Origin of the sequence: Roseovarius sp. (genome assembly GCF_965228755.1) — a bacterium.
GTDB lineage: Bacteria > Pseudomonadota > Alphaproteobacteria > Rhodobacterales > Rhodobacteraceae > Roseovarius.
In genome coordinates this window covers 238,963-255,245 of the sequence record NZ_CBDDIG010000008.1, presented here as the reverse complement: position 1 = coordinate 255,245, position 16,283 = coordinate 238,963, and the positions used below count along the sequence as shown (strand labels likewise).

Below are 16,283 nucleotides of genomic sequence, written 5' to 3'. Positions count from 1 at the left end.
ATCTTTCGGGCCAAATCCCGGCCACCGCCGGACGGCACCCGGCCCGGTCGGTGCGGTCCCCTCCGGGACCGTCACCGGGCCGCCCAAAACCCCTTACATCGCCGCGCGATAAAGCTCCGCCAGGTTCTCCTTGGTCAACTCCACCGGGTTCCCGCCACAGCTCGGATCCGTCACCGCATCCTTCACCAGCGCCGGAATGCTTTCCTCCGTCACGCCCAGCGCCGCCAGCCCCTTCGGAATCCCCAGTCGGTCGTTGAACCCGTCCACGAAGGCCCGGAACCCGTCGAACCCGCCCTCGATGCCCAGGTACGGCGCCGCCCGCTCGAACCGCTCGGCAATCACCGGCCCGTTGAACTTCAGAACCGCCGGCATGCACACCGCGTTAGTCGTCCCGTGATGGGTGCCGAAATGCGCCCCCACCGGGTGGCTCAGCGCATGGATCGCCCCCAGCCCCTTCTGAAAGCCCACGGCCCCCATCGCGGCGGCGCTCATCATGTGCGCCCGTGCCTCGATATCCCCGCCATCGTCATAGGCCCGCGGCAGGTTCTCGATCACCAGCCGCATCCCCTCCAGCGCGATGCCCTGGCTCATCGGGTGGTAATGCGGGCTGCTGAACGCCTCCACGCAATGCGCGAACGCATCGAGGCCCGTTCCGGCGGTGATCGCCTTCGGCATCCCCACCGTCAGCTCCGGATCGCAGATCACCACCGCCGGCAGTACCTTGGGATGGAAGATGATCTTCTTCACATGGGTCTCGGAATTGGTCAGCACGCCCGCGCGCCCCACTTCCGACCCGGTTCCGGCGGTCGTCGGCACCGCCACGATCGGCGCGATCTTTTCGGCATCGGCCCGCGTCCACCAGTCGCCGATATCCTCGAAATCCCACACCGGCCGCGTCTGGCCCGCCATGAACGCCACCAGCTTGCCAAGGTCGAGGCCCGAGCCGCCGCCGAACGCGATCACCCCGTCATGCCCGCCCTCGTTATAGGCGGCCACCCCGGCGGCAAGGTTCATTTCGTTTGGGTTCGGATCCACCTCCGAGAACATCGCCCGGCCCAGCCCGGCCGCCTCCATCCGCTCCAGCACGCCTTGCGTCACCGGCAGCCCGGCCAGCCCCCGGTCGGTCACCAGCAGCGGCCGCTTCATGCCGGCGGCGGCACAGGCCTCGCCCAGTTCCGCGATCCGCCCCGCTCCGAATTTCACCGCCGTCGGATACGACCAGTTGCCCACAAGACCCATGCCTGTCCCCTTGTCCCTTGCGAAGGCTTCCCGCCCCCGGCTTTCATCTTTCCAAAAATACTCAAGATCCCGGCCCCGCCACCGGCGCCGCCGCCCGCCACTCTATCGGCGCCGCCGCCACATGCAACGGGGACTATCGCTTGCGGGCCCAGTCATACTGTGCCGCCGTCTCCACCGCACAGGGCCTGACCGCCCGCAGCCGCTCCAGCGCCGGCCCCGGCTTCTCGCCACAGGCCACCATCAGCTTCAGCGCGGCCGTCCCCGACCGCCCGCAGCCACCCATGCAATGAATAAGCACCCGGCCCCCGCCCTTGAGCGCGGCACAGGCCCGCTCGCTGGCGGCCTCCCACAACGCGCCGGACTCGCCGGTCGGCACGCCGAAATCATGGCACGGGATGTGATGCCACCGCGCCCCGGAATTGAGCAGTTCCTGGCCAAGGTCGCCGGCCCCCGCCGCCACCATCTCGACCTCGGTCACCATCGAGATCACCAGCGCCGGCTTCCAGTCCTTCATGTGGGCGATGTCCTCGGCGTAATGCCCGCCCCGCCCCGGCATCGGCGCGATGGCAAGGATGCCGCGCGCCACCGGAAGGGCGAAGATCACGAATCCCGACATCGCCTCCACCTCAGATCCCGTCCGCCGCGAAGGTATCGCAGGCACCCGGATCGCCGTTCTCGTAGCCCCGCGCGAACCACCCCGCCCGCTGCTCCGACGTGCCATGGGTGAAGGTATGCGGCTGCGGCACCCGGCCCGCGCGCTTCTGCAGGTAATCGTCGCCGATCCGCCGCGCGGCGTTCAGCGCCTCCTCCACGTCACCCGGCTCCAGCAGCCCGTCCACGTTCCGCGCCCACACACCCGACAGGCAATCCGCCTGCAACTCAAGCCGCACCGTCAGCGCGTTGGCCTGCGCCTTGTCCACCGACTGCCGCATCCGGTTCACCTCCGGCAGGATGCCCAGCTCGTTCTGCACGTGATGCGCCACCTCGTGGGCAATGACGTAGGCGGCGGCGAAATCCCCCTTCGCGCCCAGCTGCCGGCTCAGCGTCCCGAAGAACGCGGTATCCAGGTACGCCTTCCGGTCCGCCGGGCAATAGAACGGCCCCGTCGCCCCCGACGCCCCGCCACAGGGGCTCTGCGTCACGCCGGAAAACAGCACCAGCACCGGCGGCACATACTCCTGCCCGAACGCCTCGGGGAAAACCTGGGTCCAGACCTCCTCGGTCGTGGCCAGCACCTGGCTCGCGAACTGCCCCGCCTCCTGCTCCTCGGCCGACAATTCCCGCGGCGCCTCGCCCTGCGCAAACGGGTCCTGCCCCTCCAGCAGCGGCGTGATGTCCACCCCCGCGAAATAGGCAATCGCCACCACCACCAGCAGGCCGACGCCACCGATCCCGGCACCCGCCCGGCCCGACCGCCGCCGGTCCTCGACATTCCGGCTCCGCCGGATCCCTCTCAGCCGCATGGTCTCCCCCAGAAAAGGAACACGAAAACCACTATAAGCAGCTTTGAGGCAACCGTAAAAGCCCGATGCACACGCCCCGGCTCAGCCCGGGCCGGCGCCCACCACCTGCCCCGGCCTTGCCTCGGCCCACTCCCGCAGGAACGCCGCCATGTCCTCGCGCCCGCAGGCGGCGATCAGCGCCCTCGGCAGCGCCACCCCCTGCTCCAACGCCAGCCGCGCACAGCCGATATGGTCCCGCTCCGCCCTGGCCAGGTTGGTCTCCGCCCCGTGCAGGATGGCCGACAGCAGCGTGCCGCCATGGCCGTTGACGAACCCCAGGTCGGGCCGCAGCGACAGGAACCACGCCAGCACTTCCGGCTTGCCCTCCCACCCGGCGGCATGGGTCGGCGTGATCCGGTCCGGCCCGTCCGGCGCATCATAAGGCAGGCCCAGCGCCACCAGCCGCCGCATGTGATCCAGCCGGTCGGGCAGATGCACAAGCTCCCGCAACACCCCACGGAACGCACGCGGCAGCGTCTCGGGGTCGATAAACTCCCCCGGGCTCTCACCCCCCTCCGCCGCACACGCCAGCAGCGCCTCCTCCCGGCTCAACGCCGTATCCACCCCCCGCGCCTCCAGCGCCTCCACCAGCGCCCGGTTCCCGTAAACCCGCGCCATCGCATAGGCGCTCACCCCCTGCCAGCGCCGCGCCGTGTCCGCCCCGGCGTCCAGCAACAGCCCCACCATCCGCGCATCGCTCATCCGCCGCGCCGCATGGTGCAGCGCCGAAATCGCACCCCCGGCCTCGCCCTCATCCGCCTTCGCCCCATGCGCCAGCAGCATCTCCACCGCAGCGTGATCGTGGAAATCCATCGCCCGCAACAGCGCGTTCGTCCCCTTCGGATCGGCCCCCGCCGACAACAGCATCCTCAGCGCCCGATGATGCCCCAGCTCCGTCGCATGGTAGAGCGACTCGCCATCGTCCGGATCGGCCCCCTGCGCCAGCAACCACTCCGCCAGCACCATGTTGTCCGCATGCCCCACCGCGCCATAAAGCGCCGACAGGATCGGCCCGCCCGGCGCCTCGGCAAACCCGTCATTCACATCCGCCCCGTGCTTGAGCAACGCCTCCGCCACGCCCAGCATATCCGCCTCCAGCTCCGGCCGCGCATGGATCCACCGCGAGAACGCCAGGTGCAACATCGGCGTCCTCGGCCCCAGCCGCGCCACCGCCAGCCCCGGCTCCCGCGCCAGCGCCGCCTCCACCGCCTCCCGCCGATACAGCGCACATTCCAGCCCGAACTGCCCGTCCGCCAAATCCGGAAACCGCGCCAGCAACGCCTCCACCCGCGCCAGCTGCCCGCGAAACAGCGCGATCTTCAGCTGCTGCAACGCCGCCGCCCGGTCCATCCCCATCGCCTCGGCGGCCGCCTTCAGCCGGGGCCAGCTCTCGAACCCCGCCTCCCGCGCCACCGCGTGCAGGAAATCGGCGCGCACCAGCGCCTCCGCCGGCTTGCCCGGCCCGTACTGCTTCAGCCGCTCCACGGCCCAGGCCTCGCCCGCCGCATGGGCGCGCTGCAAACGTTTGGCCGCGAATCGCAGCCCTTCCAGGGAAAGATCATCCATGATCCGGGTTCCTCTCGATCAGGGGCCCGCGATCCGCCAGTCCGGGCAAGAGAAAACCGAAATATGATACGGTCGTCCGTCGTAGGCAGGTGCGCACGCTTTCCGCGGATCAGGCGGCCCCCTGCAAAAGGCCGTGCCCTCATCTTACACCGCCAGCCACCCGGCGCACCCCCCAACTTTCACTTTTCCAAAAATACTCATATCCCGACGCCCGCCCCAAGCACCGCCGCCGCCATTCATCCCCGTCCTGCCTTGCCGGGGCGGGGTGGGCGGGCGGGAGCCCCGGCAAGGCAGGACACCCCGCACCAATCCCCCGGTGGACGCCGGGCGCAACTCCCCTTACCTTGCCCCTCGAAGCCCAGAACAGGACCCCCATGACCGACGCCGACTCCCAAGCCGCCTACCAGGTTCTGGCCCGCAAGTACCGGCCCGAGACCTTCGCCGATCTCGTCGGTCAGGATGCCATGGTCCGCACCCTCAAGAACGCCTTCAAGGCCGACCGCATCGCCCAGGCCTTCATCATGACCGGCATCCGCGGCACCGGGAAAACCACCACCGCCCGGATCATCGCCAAGGGCATGAACTGCGTCGGCCCCGACGGCCAGGGCGGCCCCACCACCGACCCCTGCGGCCAATGCGAACACTGCAAGGCGATCATGGAAGGCCGCCATGTCGACGTGCTGGAGATGGACGCGGCCTCCCGCACCGGCGTTGGCGACATCCGCGAGATCATCGACAGCGTCGCCTATCGCGCCGCCTCGGCCCGCTACAAGATCTACATCATCGACGAGGTCCACATGCTCTCGACCAGCGCCTTCAACGCGCTGCTCAAGACGCTCGAGGAACCCCCCGCCCACGTGAAATTCATCTTCGCCACGACCGAGATCCGCAAGGTGCCGGTCACCGTGCTCTCCCGCTGCCAGCGCTTCGACCTGCGCCGCATCGACCCCGAGCAGATGATCGCCATGCTCCGCCGCATCGCCGAGGCCGAAAAGGCGCAGATCGCCGATGACGCGCTGGCGCTGATCACCCGCGCCGCCGAAGGCTCGGCCCGCGATGCCACCTCGCTATTGGATCAGGCCATCTCCCACGGCGCGGGCGAAACCACCGCCGAACAGGTCCGCGCCATGCTGGGCCTGGCCGACCGGGGCCGCGTGCTCGACCTCTTCGACCTGATCATGAAAGGCGATGCCGCCGGCGCGCTCGGAGAGCTTTCCGGCCAGTATGCCGAGGGCGCCGACCCTATGGCGGTCCTTCGCGACCTCGCCGAGATCGCCCACTGGGTCAGCGTCGTCAAGATCACCCCCGAGGCCGCCGAAGACCCCACCATCGGCCCCGACGAACGCGACCGCGGCCGCGCCATGGCCGAGGCCCTGCCGATGCGCGTCCTCACCCGCATGTGGCAGATGCTGCTGAAATCGCTGGAGGAGGTGGCCCAGGCCCCCAATTCGATGATGGCCGCCGAGATGGCCGTCATCCGCATGACCCATGTCGCCGAACTCCCCGCGCCCGAAGACCTCGTCCGCCGGCTGCAGGACGGCCCGCCACCCCAGCCCCCCGCTGGTGGCCCGGCCCCCGGCGGCCCCGGCGGCGGCGGCCACGCCCCGGCCCCCACTGGCACAACCTCCGCCTACACCACCGGCGTCACCGCCCAGCCCGGCCCCTCCGGCCCGTCCGGCCAGACCACCGCGCTCGCCGCCCAATCCGACACGGCGCTGGCGCATTACCCCACCTTCGACCACGTGGTCGAGCTGATCCGCGCCCACCGCGACGTGAAGCTGTTGGTCGAGGTCGAAACCTGCGTCCAGCTCGCCGCCTACCGCCCCGGCCGGATCGAATTCTGCCCGACCGACGACGCCCCCGCCGACCTTGCACCGCGCCTAGGCGCCGCCCTGCAACGCTGGACTGGCAACCGCTGGGGCGTCTCGGTGGTCAGTGAGGGCGGCAAGCCCACCATCGCCGCCACCCGCGACGCCGCCCGTATCGCGCTCGAGGACGAGGCCAAGACCCACCCCATGGTGCAGGCCGTCTTCTCCGCCTTCCCCGGCGCGAAGATCACCGGCATCCGCACCCCCGAGGAACAGCAGGCCGAGGCACAGGCCGAAGCCCTGCCCGAAGTGGACGAAGAATGGGATCCTTTCGAGGAGGACTGATCGCCGCCCTCCTCCTGCCCGCGCCCGCCTGGGCCCAGGTCTGCGAGGAGCTGCGCCCGGGATGGGACGGCACGCCCGTCTCGGCGTGGTCCGAGGCGCTGCTCCTCTTCACCTCCCCCGCCGCCCTGATCCTGCTCGCGGCCAGCCTGCTGGCCGTCCGTTACAAAAGCCAGTGGGGCACGCTGGCGGCCTGCGTCGGCTGGAGCGCGCTGGTCTCCGTCTACGCCTTCCTCGACGGCGGCCGCACCGAGGGCATGGCCCAAGGCTGCATCGGCTCTCCCGTCGTCTTCATCGCCACCGCCGCCGCCCTCTGCGTTGCCATGATCCTCTACATCGGCGTGCCGGCGAAAAAAGAGGACTAGCGCCCACGGTCGCCCGGTGCGTGAGAATGGTGGCGCGGGAGCCAACCATCCCCTTCCGCCCGTCAACACCGACGCGATACCGACGCGATACCGACAAAATACCGACGTTGCATTTCCCAGGGTAAAGCCGGCCCCGCGGGGCCGTTTGAATCGTCGCCTCAAACCCGATGGACATGACCAACCAACCCCCTTACCTTCCCCCTCATGAGCACCACCGATGGACGCCGCTGGCACGACATGGGCGGGAAAGAGGCCGGCCCCCTTTCCTTCGACCAGCACGATTTCGCCCTGTGGGAAAAGCGCATCGACGCGCTGATGGTCCTGTGCGGCCAGAAGGGCCTCTTCACCGTCGACGGCCTCCGCCGCGCGCTCGAGGACATGGGCGAGGACGCCTTCGAAACCATGACCTATTACGAACGATGGATCGCCGCCACCAACCAGAACCTGGTCGAGGCCGGCGCCTATTCCCTGCAGGAGCTCGGCGAGAAGATGGCGGAGGTCGCCAGCCGCGGCCCGACCTACGGCGAGGCGCAGGATGGCTGACCGCGTCCGCGTCAAGGCGATGATGCCCCCCGGCCACGTCCGCGCCCCCGCCTACCTGCGCGGCAAGACCGGCGAGATCGAGCGCGAGCTCGGCCCCTTCGCCAATCCCGAACAACTCGCCTATGGCCTCGAGGCCGAGAAGCAACCGCTCTACCGCGTCCGCTTCACCATGGCCGAAATCTGGGGCGAACGGGCCGAACACCCCGCCGACACGGTCGACGCCGAGATCTACGGCCACTGGCTCGAAAGGCTCTGAGACATGCCGCACGACCACCCCTCCCACTCTCACGAAGGCATGAGCCCCTCCGGCCACCCCTACCGCCAGGATAATGACGGCCCGCTGACCTACTGGCAGCAGATGGAAATCGCCGTCCGCGAGCTGCTGGTCGAAAAGGGCCTCGTCACGCCAGAGGAGATCGCCCGCCAGATCGACGCGATGGATGCCCGCTCGCCCGCCAACGGCGCCGCCGTCGTCGCCCGCGCCTGGACCGATCCGGCCTTCAAGCAACGCCTGCTGCAGGACGCCTCCGCCGCCAGCCGCGAGATGGGGTTCGACATCGGCCCGCTCAACCTGATCGCGGTCGAGAACACCGCCACCACCCACAACCTCATCGTCTGCACGCTGTGTTCGTGCTACCCGCGCAACTTGCTGGGCCTGCCGCCCGACTGGTACAAGACCCGCGCCTACCGCTCCCGCGCGGTGATCGAGCCGCGCGCGGTGCTCCGCGAATTCGGCCTCGACCTGCCCGACGACATGGCCGTCCGCGTCCACGACAGCACCGCCGACATGCGCTACATCGTCCTGCCCGCCCGGCCCGCCGGCACCGATGGCATGACCGAAGAGCAGCTCGCCGCCCTCGTCACCCGCGATTCGATGGTCGGCACCGGCCTGCCCCGCAAACCCTGACGGGCTTGCCCAGCCGCCGCCCCCGGCGTATGTGACGCGCACCTGACCAAGTCAAAGACCACCCGGATGAGCGACACCGCCAACAAGGACACCATCCCGTTCTCCGAACGGCTGACCGGCGAGATGCTGTTCCTGCCGGTGCGGCTCAGCCGTCTGCTCCCCTATCGCTGGCGCGTGCCCTTCGCGGGCTGGTTCACCTCCCGCATCCTCGCCCCCTTGGCGGGTTACTCCCAGCGCGTCCGCGACAATCTCGCCCTCACCTTCCCCGACCTTCCCAAGGCCGAGGTCGAGCGCATCACCCGCGGCGTCACCGACAATGCCGGGCGCAACATGGTCGAGCTCTACTCGCCCGAATTCGCCCCCCGCGTCCGCGAGCGCATGCCGATCACCGGCCCCGGCGTGAAGGTGCTGCAGGACGCCCGCGACGCCGGCCGCCCCGGCATCATCATCTCGGCACATATCGGCAGCTTCAACGCCGCCCGCACCGGCATCGCGGCCAAGGGCATCCAGAGCGCCAGCTTCTACCGCCCGATGACGAACCGCCCCTTCAACGCCCATTACGCCGAGGCGATGGAACGGATCAGCCAGCCGGTCATCGAGCAAAGCCGGCAGGGGCTGGTCCAGATGGTCCGCCACCTGCGCAAGGGCGGCGTGGTGTCGATCATGAACGATCTGAACACCCATGACGGGCTTCCGCTCGAGTTCTTCGGCCACCCGGCGCTGACCTCGCTCTCGGCGGCCGAACTGGCGCTGAAGTACGACGCGCCGCTCGTCCCGCTCTGGGCCCTGCGCGAGCCCAACGGGCTCGATTTCCGCATGACCTTCGAAGAACCCATCCCCCATTCCGACCCGCTCACCATGACCCGCGAATTCAACCGCCGTCTCGAGGCGGTCGTGCGCGAGAACATGGAACAGTGGTTCTGGATTCACCGCCGCTGGAAAGACGGCGCCAACGCGGTGGGCGAGCTGCGTGCGAAGGAGCTCGAAATCCTCGAAGCGAAGCTCGCCGAGAACCCCAACGCCCCGATTTCTTGAAAAGAAATCGCTTCGAACTCTTTAAAGAGACCTCAGCGAAACGCACGCCTCTCTCGCAGGTGGATGTCCGAGGTGGTTCTGATGCGGCTACCGCTTTGGCCAGGGCTCTGTCGGGGTTTTCGGTCGACCCGGCCTGTGAGGCTTCGGGAGATAACCATGGTCGCTCAGCCGTAAAGGGTTCGGAACCGCGCGCCCTTCCACAGGTTCCAGCCGACGGCGGCCAGCCCGGTCAGGATGCGCATCTTCGCAAGCCCCAGGAACCGGGTCCGGCGCAGGCCCCAGTGCCGCTTCCAGTGCCCGAAGATCGCCTCGACCCGGGCACGGGTGACCCCGATCTCGACGTTGCGGGCCTTGTCCTGCGGGCCCAGCCGCTTGTGCTTCGCGCCGCGCTGCTGCACCCGGTCGGCCATGCCCGTCCGCGCCACCAGCGCCCGGCTGCGCGGGCTGGAATAGGCCCCGTCGGCATAGAGCGCCGCCTCGTCGCCCACCACCAGATCCTCGAGGCTGTCCACCTCGGCCCGGTTGCCGGGGCTCACCGCCACCCGCCGCACGAACCCGTCCTCGTCGGCATTGACGAAGGCCTGCCAGCCCCAGACCGCCCGCCGACGGCCCTTCACCGTCAGCTTCACCGCAGAGCCCGCCTCCGGGTCGCGGCGGTCGTAGCCGCTCTGCGCCGCCTCCACCACGGTCGCGTCGATGATCGCGATCCGCCCCTCGGCGAGCACCACGCGGGCGTCCTCCAGCATCGCCACGACCTCGGCCAGAACCGCCTCCAGCCGGTCGCCCAGCCGCGCCCGGAACCGCCCCAGCGTCGAGGCCTCGGGCACCCCCTGGTCCAGCTCCAGCCGGCAGAACTTGCGGAACAGGAGGTCCCGCGCCAGCTGCGCGGAAAGCTTCACGTCGCTCAGGTCGTACCACAGCCCCAGCAGCAGCGCCCGAAAGAGCGTCTGCGCCGGATAGCCCGGCCGCCCCGTCTGCCGCCGCTCCTCGCCCCGCGGCAACAGCGCCTCGATCCGGGACCAGTCGATCACCTCCTCCACCGCGTCCAGCGCCCCAAGCGCGGGATGCTCGAACAGCTCATGGGAGGCGAAAAGGGCGGGCTGGGTGGTGAAGCTCTGTCTCATGGCCAATCATACCACTTCGACCGAAACAGAAGAATCCTCAAAGTTTCGCTGAGGTCTCTTTAAAGAGTTCGACTCGCCCCCCGCACCAAATGCGAAATGCCTACACCCACTTCGCCATCGGCGGCAGGCTCATCAGCACCGCCTCCGGGTCATGGCTCGTCGCCAGCCCGAACTTTGTGCCCCGGTCGTAAACCAGGTTGTACTCGGCGTAGAGCCCGCGATGCACCAGCTGCGCGTCCTTCTCCGCCTCGCCGAAATCCATCACCCGCCGCTTCTCCACCAGCGGCACGAAGGCCGGCAGGAACGCCCGCCCGATGTCCTGCGTCAGGGCGAAATCCGCCTCCCAGCTGCCGGAATTCTGGTCGTCCATGAATATCCCGCCCACGCCCCGCGCACGGCGGCGGTGGGGGATATAGAAATACTCGTCCGCCCAGGCCTTCAGCCGCGGATATTCCCTCTCGCCATGCGGGTCGAGCCAGGCTTTCTGCGTGGCATGGAAATGGCCGGTATCCTCGTCATACTCGATGCAGGGGTTCAGGTCCGACCCGCCGCCGAACCACCACGCCCCCGGCGTCCAGAACATCCGCGTGTTCATGTGCACCGCCGGCACGTGCGGGTTCTGCATATGCGCGACAAGGCTGATCCCGCTGGCCCAGAAGCGCGGGTTCTCCTCGATCCCCGGCACGCCCCGCGCCGCCATCGAGGCCTGGGCCACCTGGCTCAGCGAGCCGTACACCTCCGAGATATTCACGCCGACCTTCTCGAACACCCGCCCGCCGCGCATCACGCTCATCAGCCCGCCGCCGGCGTCGGTGCCGTCATCGCTGGTCCGGCTGGTGGTCTTGACCTCGAACCGCCCCGGCGCCTCCGCGGCAAACGGCCCTTCGGCATGGCTGTCCTCCAGCGCCTCGAACGCTGCCACGATCTCGTCGCGCAACGCCCGGAACCACGCCGCCGCGCGGGCCTTTTCCGCCGTCATCTCTCCGGTCATCTGCCCCCCGTTCAATGCGCCGGCGCCGCCACCGGATCAAGCAGCGTGCGCCCGCCATCCACCGTCATGATCTGCCCGGTCATGAACCCCGAACTGTCGCAGGCCAGGTACTGTACCGCCTCCGCCAGCTCCGTCGCCGAGGCGATCCGCCCCAGCGGGGTGTGATCCTCGATATCCGCCCGGAAATCGCGGTTCTCCTTCAACGTCCCCTGCAGCGACGCGCTCATCACCGAACCGAACGCCACCGCGTTGACCCGGATCCGGTGCGGCGCCAGCGCCACCGCCAGGCTCCGCGTCATCTGGTCCAGCGCCGCCGACGACACCGAGAAGGCCAGCAGGTCGGGATGCGTCCGCCGCGCCGCGATCGACGACAGGTTCACGATCGTCCCCACGGGTCCGCCCTCGCGCTGTTCGGCCTGCTTGATCATCCGCTTCGCGACAAGCTGGCTGGTGCGCAGCGCGGTCATCAGGTTCTGGCTCAACAACTGCTCCACCGCGTCGTCGTCGGGGTTGAGCGGGTCCGAGACCAGCATCTGCCGCGACGCGTTCACCAGGATATCGACCTGCTCGAACGCGTCGATCGTGGCTGACAACAGGTTCGCCAGCGTCAGCTTCTCCCGCAGGTCGCCCGCGAAATAGCGCTTGTTGCTGCCTTCCTCGTTCTCGCCCACCTGCTTGATGAGCTGCTTCTCGTCGATATCGGCAAACATCACGTTCGCCCCCTTGTCGACGAAATGCCGCCCGATGGCGAGGCCGATGCCGTTCGCCCCGCCGGTCACGATCGCGGTCTTCCCGGAAATGGAAAATGACATGGTTTACCCTTTTGTGCCTGTGGGATGTCGCCCGGGAGTCATCCGGGGGATCAGCCGGGCCGACGCACCGGGCGCGCCCCGTGCAAAAGCTTGAACCGGTTGTCGCCGCCCATTTCCTTCACCTCTCCGAACTGGCGCGCCATCTCCGATTCATATGGCAGATGGCGGTTCGCGACCAGAAAAAGCTGGCCTCTTGGTGAAAGCACGCGGGCGGCCGCGCGGATGAAGTCGAGCCCCAGCCCCGGGTCGGGATTGCGCCCGGTATGAAAGGGCGGGTTGGTGATCACCGTGTCGAGCGGCTCCTCGGGTCGCCAGCGCGTGGCATCCTCCCAGTGCAGATGCGCGCGGGGGTCGAGCACGTTTCGGCGGGCGCAATCAAGCGCGGTGAAATCGGCCTCCACCAGGTGCATCTCCCCGATGCTCTCCCGGGCCAGGGCGCGGGCCGACAGGTACCCCCACCCGGCGCCCAGGTCCGCCACCCGCTTGCCCAGTTTCTCTGGCAGGTGATCGGCCAGCAGGGCCGAGGCCGGGTCGATCCCGTCGGCCGAGAAGATGCCGGGGACGGTGACGAAGCTGCCCTCGATTTCCTGCGGGGCGCTTTGGGCCCAGTCCTCGAAGCCGGGGCCGGCGGCGAAATGAAACAGCTTGCCATGCGCCTTCGACCGCGCGGGCGAGACATCGGCCCGTTTGCGACAGGCCTTGAGAACCGATTCGACCCCGTCGGTCTTGGCGCCGTCGACGATCACCGGCCCGTCGGTCACCGCCACCGCCTCGGCCACCAGCGCCAGGCCCAGGGCCTTGGCCCGCGGCAGGCAGACCACCGACGCGGCATAGCGCCCTTCGGGCTCCTTCCCGCAAGCGAACCCCAGCCCGGCGAAATGGTCCCGGTCCGGCTTGAAGGTGGTGATGACATGGCACAGGTCCGCCGGCAGCGCCGACAGGTCCATGCCGGCGCGCGGGGCGAAAACGGCGATGCGCCCGGCCTCGGGCAGCGTCACCTCGCCCGAGCCCAGCGCCAGCGACAGGCGGGAGGGAGCGCTCAAGCTATTCCTTTTCCATCGTGCATTGCAGCGGATGCTGGTGGCGGCGGGCGAAATCCATCACCTGCGCCACCTTGGTCTCGGCAATCTCGTGGCTGAACACGCCGACCACGGCCAGGCCCCGCTTGTGAACCGTCAGCATGATCTCGAAGGCCTGCGCATGGGACATGCCGAAGAACCGCTCCAGAACGGCCACGACGAACTCCATCGGCGTGTAATCGTCATTCAGGAGCAACACCTTGTACAGCGGCGGACGCCGCGTCTTGCTGCGCGTCTCGACGATGACGGACGCGTCGCCGTCGTCATCGTTGGTGTTCTGCCCCGTCATGTGAAAGATTGGGTCCGTCATATCCTGCCCGGTCTCTTCTGGCATGGCCGATCGTGAACCAAGTATATAGCCTCGGGAGCATGAGTGAAAAGAGGGGGAACCCCCAAGACGAGGTCTCATGACACGGATTCTGACGACAATCGGCTTCGACGCCGACGATACGCTGTGGCAGAACGAGCGCTTCTTCCGCCTGACACAGGAGAGATTCGCCGAACTGCTGGCCGACTACGTGGATGGCGACCACCTGTATGACCGCCTTCTGGCGGCGGAGCGGCGCAACCTCGGGCATTACGGTTTCGGCATCAAGGGCTTCATCCTGTCGATGATCGAGACCGCCATCGAGGTGACCGACGAACAGGTGCCGGCCGGCGTCATCTCCGAATTGATCGCGGCGGGACAGGACATGCTGCAACACCCGATCGAACTGCTGCCCCACGCGCGCGAGGCGGTGGTGGAGATCGCCGAAAGCCACCGGGTGCTGCTGATCACCAAGGGCGACCTGCTGCACCAGGAACGCAAGCTGGCGCAATCCGGACTGGGCGAGCTGTTCGACGGGGTCGAGATCGTCAGCAGCAAGACCCCGGCGGTCTACACCGAGATCTTCTCCCGCCACGCCAATGGCGCGTCAGAGGCGATGATGGTCGGCAATTCCATGCGCTCCGACGTGAAACCGGCGATCGAGGCGGGCGGCTGGGGCGTCTACGTGCCCCACGACCTGACCTGGGAAATAGAACATGACGACGCGCCCGAAGACGACCCCCGCTTTCGAGCGCTCGAACACCTGGGCGGGCTGCCGGCGCTGGTGCGCGAAATCGGGTAAGGTGTCAGGGGGCGCTGCCCCCCGCGTTCAAACCCTGCAGGTTTCAACGCTCCCCCCGGGATATTGACCCCCAAGAAGAAGCTGGTGCGGGTCGCCTTGCCTGAAGCGCTCCCACAAGAAAACGGCCCCGGGAAATCCTGTTCTCCGGGGCCGTCCATGGGTAGGTCCGGGGCGTTACGAGGTCGGCAGGATGACGATCTCGACCCGGCGGTTCTGGGCGCGGCCCTCGGGGGTGAGGTTGGAGGCGACGGGCTGATCCTCGCCGCGGCCGAAGGCCTGGATCCGGTCGAACGAGACACCGCCCGACATCAGTACATCGGCCACCGCGCCGGCGCGGCGCTCGGAAAGCCCCTGGTTGTAGGCGGCGCTGCCGGTGTTGTCGGTATGGCCCACCACCTGTACGCGCGAGCGCGGATACTCGCGCAGGCTGCTGGCCACGGTCAGCAGATCGCCGCGCAGCGAGCTGTTCACGGTCGAGCTGTCGACGGCGAACAGGATGTCCTGCGGCATGGTCACGATCAGCCGGTCGCCGGTGTTGCGGATGCCGATGCGGTCATTCTCGAGCTGGCGGCGGAGGTCGGCTTCCTGCTGGTCGAGGAAGCTGCCGGCGATGGCGCCGGTGGCCGCGCCGGCGAGACCGCCGATGACGGCGCCCTTGCCCTTGTCGTCAGCGGTCAGGGCCCCCACGCCGGCGCCGAGGATGCCGCCCAGCAGTGCGCCCTGCTTGGTCTGCCGGTTGGGATCGTTCGGGCCCATTGCGCCCGGGTCGGTACAGGCCGCCACTGCCAGCAGGGAAACGGCGGAGAAGATGAGAATCGGTTTGGTTGTGCAGCTCATGTGCGCGCCTCGACTATTTATGATCACCCGCTAGATCGGATTTGTGGCAATGATATGCAATAACACGCCGGTTCCCAACCGGATTCCGGCGAATTTCGGCGGCTACCCGCGCACGAATTGTTGACCCCCTTGCACAGCGGCTCGGGCGCGCGCGCCGTCAGCCCGCCTCGGCCCGCGCCGCTTCCCAGGCGAGGATGGCGCGCTTGACCGGCAGGCCCCAGTGATAGCCGCCAAGGCCCCCGGATTTGCGCAGCGCCCGGTGGCAGGGGATCAGGAAGCTGATCGGGTTGCGGCCCACCGCGGTGCCGACGGCGCGCACGGCGCGGGGTTTACCGATGGCCTGGGCGATCTCGGAATAGGTGGTGACGTGGCCCGAGGGCACTTGCAGCAATGCCTCCCACACCTTGATCTGGAACGGCGCGCCGATCAGGTAGAGCGGCGCCACCTCGCGTTCCTGCCCGTTGGCGCCGAAGGCGGCGAGCGCCCAGGGGCGGAGCATCATCGGGTCTTCCACGAAGCGGGCGCCGGGCCAGCGCGAGATCATGTCCTCCATCGCCGCCGCCTCGCCGGTTTCGCTGGCGAAGCCGATGCCGCAAATGCCCTTCTCGGTGCCCATGACGAGGGCGAGGCCGAAGGGGCTGTCGAACCAGCCCCAGAAGATGGTGAGCCCCTCGCCCCGGCGGGCGAAATCGCCGGGGCTCATGCATTCCCACCGCAGGAAGAGATCGTGCAGGCGGCCCGAACCCGAAAGACCCAGCTCGTGTGCCGTCTCCAGCGTGGTGAAGCGCTCGGCCAGCAGCGCCTTGGCCTGCCCCAGCGCCAGGTATTGCTGGTAGCGCTTGGGCGACACGCCGGCCCACTGGGTGAAGAGCCGCTGGAAATGGGCGGGGCTCATGTTCATCTCCGACGCGAGCTCGCCCAGCGAAAGCTGGCCGTCGGCCGTATCGATCAGGTCGATCGCGCGGCGCATGACGTGGTAGTGATAGCTGTGCTGCGGTTCTGCATTCATCGGGGCATTCCTTCG

General features: G+C 68.5%; 18 protein-coding genes. 7 read left to right on the top strand and 11 right to left on the bottom strand.

Translation table 11 applies throughout. The features are described from left to right. Window positions 1–93 precede the first annotated feature (93 nt). The 4 genes from ACO07J_RS15060 to ACO07J_RS15045 form a co-directional block, all read right to left on the bottom strand. A complete protein-coding gene (locus ACO07J_RS15060; protein ID WP_422030404.1) occupies window positions 94–1,239 on the bottom strand; it encodes an iron-containing alcohol dehydrogenase in 1,146 nt (381 codons plus the stop codon). Window positions 1,240–1,372: 133 nt separating this feature from the next. Beyond that, on the bottom strand, window positions 1,373–1,855 hold the full coding sequence (locus tag ACO07J_RS15055) for a protein-tyrosine phosphatase family protein (RefSeq protein WP_422030402.1): 483 nt from the start codon (window positions 1,853–1,855) through the stop codon (window positions 1,373–1,375). 10 nt (window positions 1,856–1,865) lie between these two features. Next, window positions 1,866–2,702, bottom strand: coding sequence for a neutral zinc metallopeptidase (locus ACO07J_RS15050; RefSeq protein ID WP_422030400.1), 837 nt, complete (start codon window positions 2,700–2,702; stop codon window positions 1,866–1,868). A gap of 81 nt (window positions 2,703–2,783) precedes the next feature. After that, the gene (locus ACO07J_RS15045) at window positions 2,784–4,307 is read right to left on the bottom strand and encodes an ankyrin repeat domain-containing protein (protein WP_422030398.1); all 1,524 of its coding nucleotides are present in this window, start codon (window positions 4,305–4,307) and stop codon (window positions 2,784–2,786) included. Between the two features lie 374 nt (window positions 4,308–4,681). On the opposite strand from ACO07J_RS15045, the gene ACO07J_RS15040 reads away from it, so the two are divergent. From ACO07J_RS15040 to ACO07J_RS15015, 6 genes are all read left to right on the top strand, one after another. Beyond that, window positions 4,682–6,460, top strand: a complete 1,779-nt coding sequence (locus tag ACO07J_RS15040; protein ID WP_422030396.1) for a DNA polymerase III subunit gamma/tau — start codon at window positions 4,682–4,684, stop codon at window positions 6,458–6,460. Next, window positions 6,436–6,822: a hypothetical protein gene (locus ACO07J_RS15035; protein ID WP_422030394.1), complete on the top strand. Its 387-nt coding sequence runs from the start codon at window positions 6,436–6,438 to the stop codon at window positions 6,820–6,822. Before ACO07J_RS15040 ends, ACO07J_RS15035 begins: the two co-directional genes overlap by 25 nt. Before the next feature lie 204 nt (window positions 6,823–7,026). After that, a complete protein-coding gene (locus tag ACO07J_RS15030) occupies window positions 7,027–7,365 on the top strand; it encodes a ScnB-like protein (RefSeq protein ID WP_422030392.1) in 339 nt (112 codons plus the stop codon). Beyond that, entirely contained in the window at window positions 7,358–7,621 is a 264-nt protein-coding gene (locus tag ACO07J_RS15025) for an SH3-like domain-containing protein (RefSeq protein WP_422030390.1), read from the top strand. The genes ACO07J_RS15030 and ACO07J_RS15025 overlap by 8 nt, the downstream gene beginning before the upstream one ends. A gap of 3 nt (window positions 7,622–7,624) precedes the next feature. Next, entirely contained in the window at window positions 7,625–8,272 is a 648-nt protein-coding gene (gene nthA / locus ACO07J_RS15020; protein WP_422030388.1) for a nitrile hydratase subunit alpha, read from the top strand. 66 nt (window positions 8,273–8,338) lie between these two features. After that, the gene (locus ACO07J_RS15015) at window positions 8,339–9,307 is read left to right on the top strand and encodes a lysophospholipid acyltransferase family protein (RefSeq protein WP_422030386.1); all 969 of its coding nucleotides are present in this window, start codon (window positions 8,339–8,341) and stop codon (window positions 9,305–9,307) included. A gap of 164 nt (window positions 9,308–9,471) precedes the next feature. Here ACO07J_RS15015 and ACO07J_RS15010 read toward each other — a convergent pair whose 3' ends face one another. The 5 genes from ACO07J_RS15010 to clpS form a co-directional block, all read right to left on the bottom strand. Then, the gene (locus ACO07J_RS15010; protein WP_422028735.1) at window positions 9,472–10,431 is read right to left on the bottom strand and encodes an IS5 family transposase; all 960 of its coding nucleotides are present in this window, start codon (window positions 10,429–10,431) and stop codon (window positions 9,472–9,474) included. Between the two features lie 100 nt (window positions 10,432–10,531). Continuing rightward, window positions 10,532–11,422, bottom strand: a complete 891-nt coding sequence (hemF, locus tag ACO07J_RS15005) for an oxygen-dependent coproporphyrinogen oxidase (RefSeq protein WP_422030384.1) — start codon at window positions 11,420–11,422, stop codon at window positions 10,532–10,534. 11 nt (window positions 11,423–11,433) lie between these two features. Next, the gene (locus tag ACO07J_RS15000) at window positions 11,434–12,234 is read right to left on the bottom strand and encodes an SDR family NAD(P)-dependent oxidoreductase (protein WP_422030382.1); all 801 of its coding nucleotides are present in this window, start codon (window positions 12,232–12,234) and stop codon (window positions 11,434–11,436) included. Between the two features lie 50 nt (window positions 12,235–12,284). Further along, on the bottom strand, window positions 12,285–13,277 hold the full coding sequence (locus ACO07J_RS14995) for a class I SAM-dependent methyltransferase (RefSeq protein WP_422030380.1): 993 nt from the start codon (window positions 13,275–13,277) through the stop codon (window positions 12,285–12,287). A gap of 1 nt (window position 13,278) precedes the next feature. Further along, on the bottom strand, window positions 13,279–13,623 hold the full coding sequence (gene clpS / locus ACO07J_RS14990; RefSeq protein WP_422030378.1) for an ATP-dependent Clp protease adapter ClpS: 345 nt from the start codon (window positions 13,621–13,623) through the stop codon (window positions 13,279–13,281). Window positions 13,624–13,720: 97 nt separating this feature from the next. Here clpS and ACO07J_RS14985 point away from each other — a divergent pair, with 97 nt between their 5' ends. Then, window positions 13,721–14,422 (top strand): HAD family hydrolase, encoded by a 702-nt coding sequence (locus ACO07J_RS14985; protein ID WP_422030376.1) that lies wholly within the window; start codon window positions 13,721–13,723, stop codon window positions 14,420–14,422. Between the two features lie 174 nt (window positions 14,423–14,596). Here ACO07J_RS14985 and ACO07J_RS14980 read toward each other — a convergent pair whose 3' ends face one another. Both ACO07J_RS14980 and ACO07J_RS14975 read right to left on the bottom strand, forming a co-directional pair. Next, complete coding sequence (locus ACO07J_RS14980) at window positions 14,597–15,259, bottom strand: OmpA family protein (RefSeq protein ID WP_422030374.1); 663 nt, start codon at window positions 15,257–15,259, stop codon at window positions 14,597–14,599. Between the two features lie 157 nt (window positions 15,260–15,416). Beyond that, the gene (locus tag ACO07J_RS14975; protein WP_422030372.1) at window positions 15,417–16,268 is read right to left on the bottom strand and encodes a bifunctional helix-turn-helix domain-containing protein/methylated-DNA--[protein]-cysteine S-methyltransferase; all 852 of its coding nucleotides are present in this window, start codon (window positions 16,266–16,268) and stop codon (window positions 15,417–15,419) included. Window positions 16,269–16,283 lie beyond the last annotated feature (15 nt).

What these genes read in the sequence shown, in the direction of transcription:
- ACO07J_RS15060 (WP_422030404.1), bottom strand. Translation starts at nt 1,239, where the DNA reads ATGGGTCTTGTGGGCAACTGGTCGTATCCGACGGCGGTGAAATTCGGA.
- ACO07J_RS15055 (WP_422030402.1), bottom strand. Translation starts at nt 1,855, where the DNA reads ATGTCGGGATTCGTGATCTTCGCCCTTCCGGTGGCGCGCGGCATCCTT.
- ACO07J_RS15050 (WP_422030400.1), bottom strand. Translation starts at nt 2,702, where the DNA reads ATGCGGCTGAGAGGGATCCGGCGGAGCCGGAATGTCGAGGACCGGCGG.
- ACO07J_RS15045 (WP_422030398.1), bottom strand. Translation starts at nt 4,307, where the DNA reads ATGGATGATCTTTCCCTGGAAGGGCTGCGATTCGCGGCCAAACGTTTG.
- ACO07J_RS15040 (WP_422030396.1), top strand. Translation starts at nt 4,682, where the DNA reads ATGACCGACGCCGACTCCCAAGCCGCCTACCAGGTTCTGGCCCGCAAG.
- ACO07J_RS15035 (WP_422030394.1), top strand. Translation starts at nt 6,436, where the DNA reads ATGGGATCCTTTCGAGGAGGACTGATCGCCGCCCTCCTCCTGCCCGCG.
- ACO07J_RS15030 (WP_422030392.1), top strand. Translation starts at nt 7,027, where the DNA reads ATGAGCACCACCGATGGACGCCGCTGGCACGACATGGGCGGGAAAGAG.
- ACO07J_RS15025 (WP_422030390.1), top strand. Translation starts at nt 7,358, where the DNA reads ATGGCTGACCGCGTCCGCGTCAAGGCGATGATGCCCCCCGGCCACGTC.
- nthA (WP_422030388.1), top strand. Translation starts at nt 7,625, where the DNA reads ATGCCGCACGACCACCCCTCCCACTCTCACGAAGGCATGAGCCCCTCC.
- ACO07J_RS15015 (WP_422030386.1), top strand. Translation starts at nt 8,339, where the DNA reads ATGAGCGACACCGCCAACAAGGACACCATCCCGTTCTCCGAACGGCTG.
- ACO07J_RS15010 (WP_422028735.1), bottom strand. Translation starts at nt 10,431, where the DNA reads ATGAGACAGAGCTTCACCACCCAGCCCGCCCTTTTCGCCTCCCATGAG.
- hemF (WP_422030384.1), bottom strand. Translation starts at nt 11,422, where the DNA reads ATGACCGGAGAGATGACGGCGGAAAAGGCCCGCGCGGCGGCGTGGTTC.
- ACO07J_RS15000 (WP_422030382.1), bottom strand. Translation starts at nt 12,234, where the DNA reads ATGTCATTTTCCATTTCCGGGAAGACCGCGATCGTGACCGGCGGGGCG.
- clpS (WP_422030378.1), bottom strand. Translation starts at nt 13,623, where the DNA reads ATGACGGACCCAATCTTTCACATGACGGGGCAGAACACCAACGATGAC.
- ACO07J_RS14985 (WP_422030376.1), top strand. Translation starts at nt 13,721, where the DNA reads ATGACACGGATTCTGACGACAATCGGCTTCGACGCCGACGATACGCTG.
- ACO07J_RS14980 (WP_422030374.1), bottom strand. Translation starts at nt 15,259, where the DNA reads ATGAGCTGCACAACCAAACCGATTCTCATCTTCTCCGCCGTTTCCCTG.
- ACO07J_RS14975 (WP_422030372.1), bottom strand. Translation starts at nt 16,268, where the DNA reads ATGAATGCAGAACCGCAGCACAGCTATCACTACCACGTCATGCGCCGC.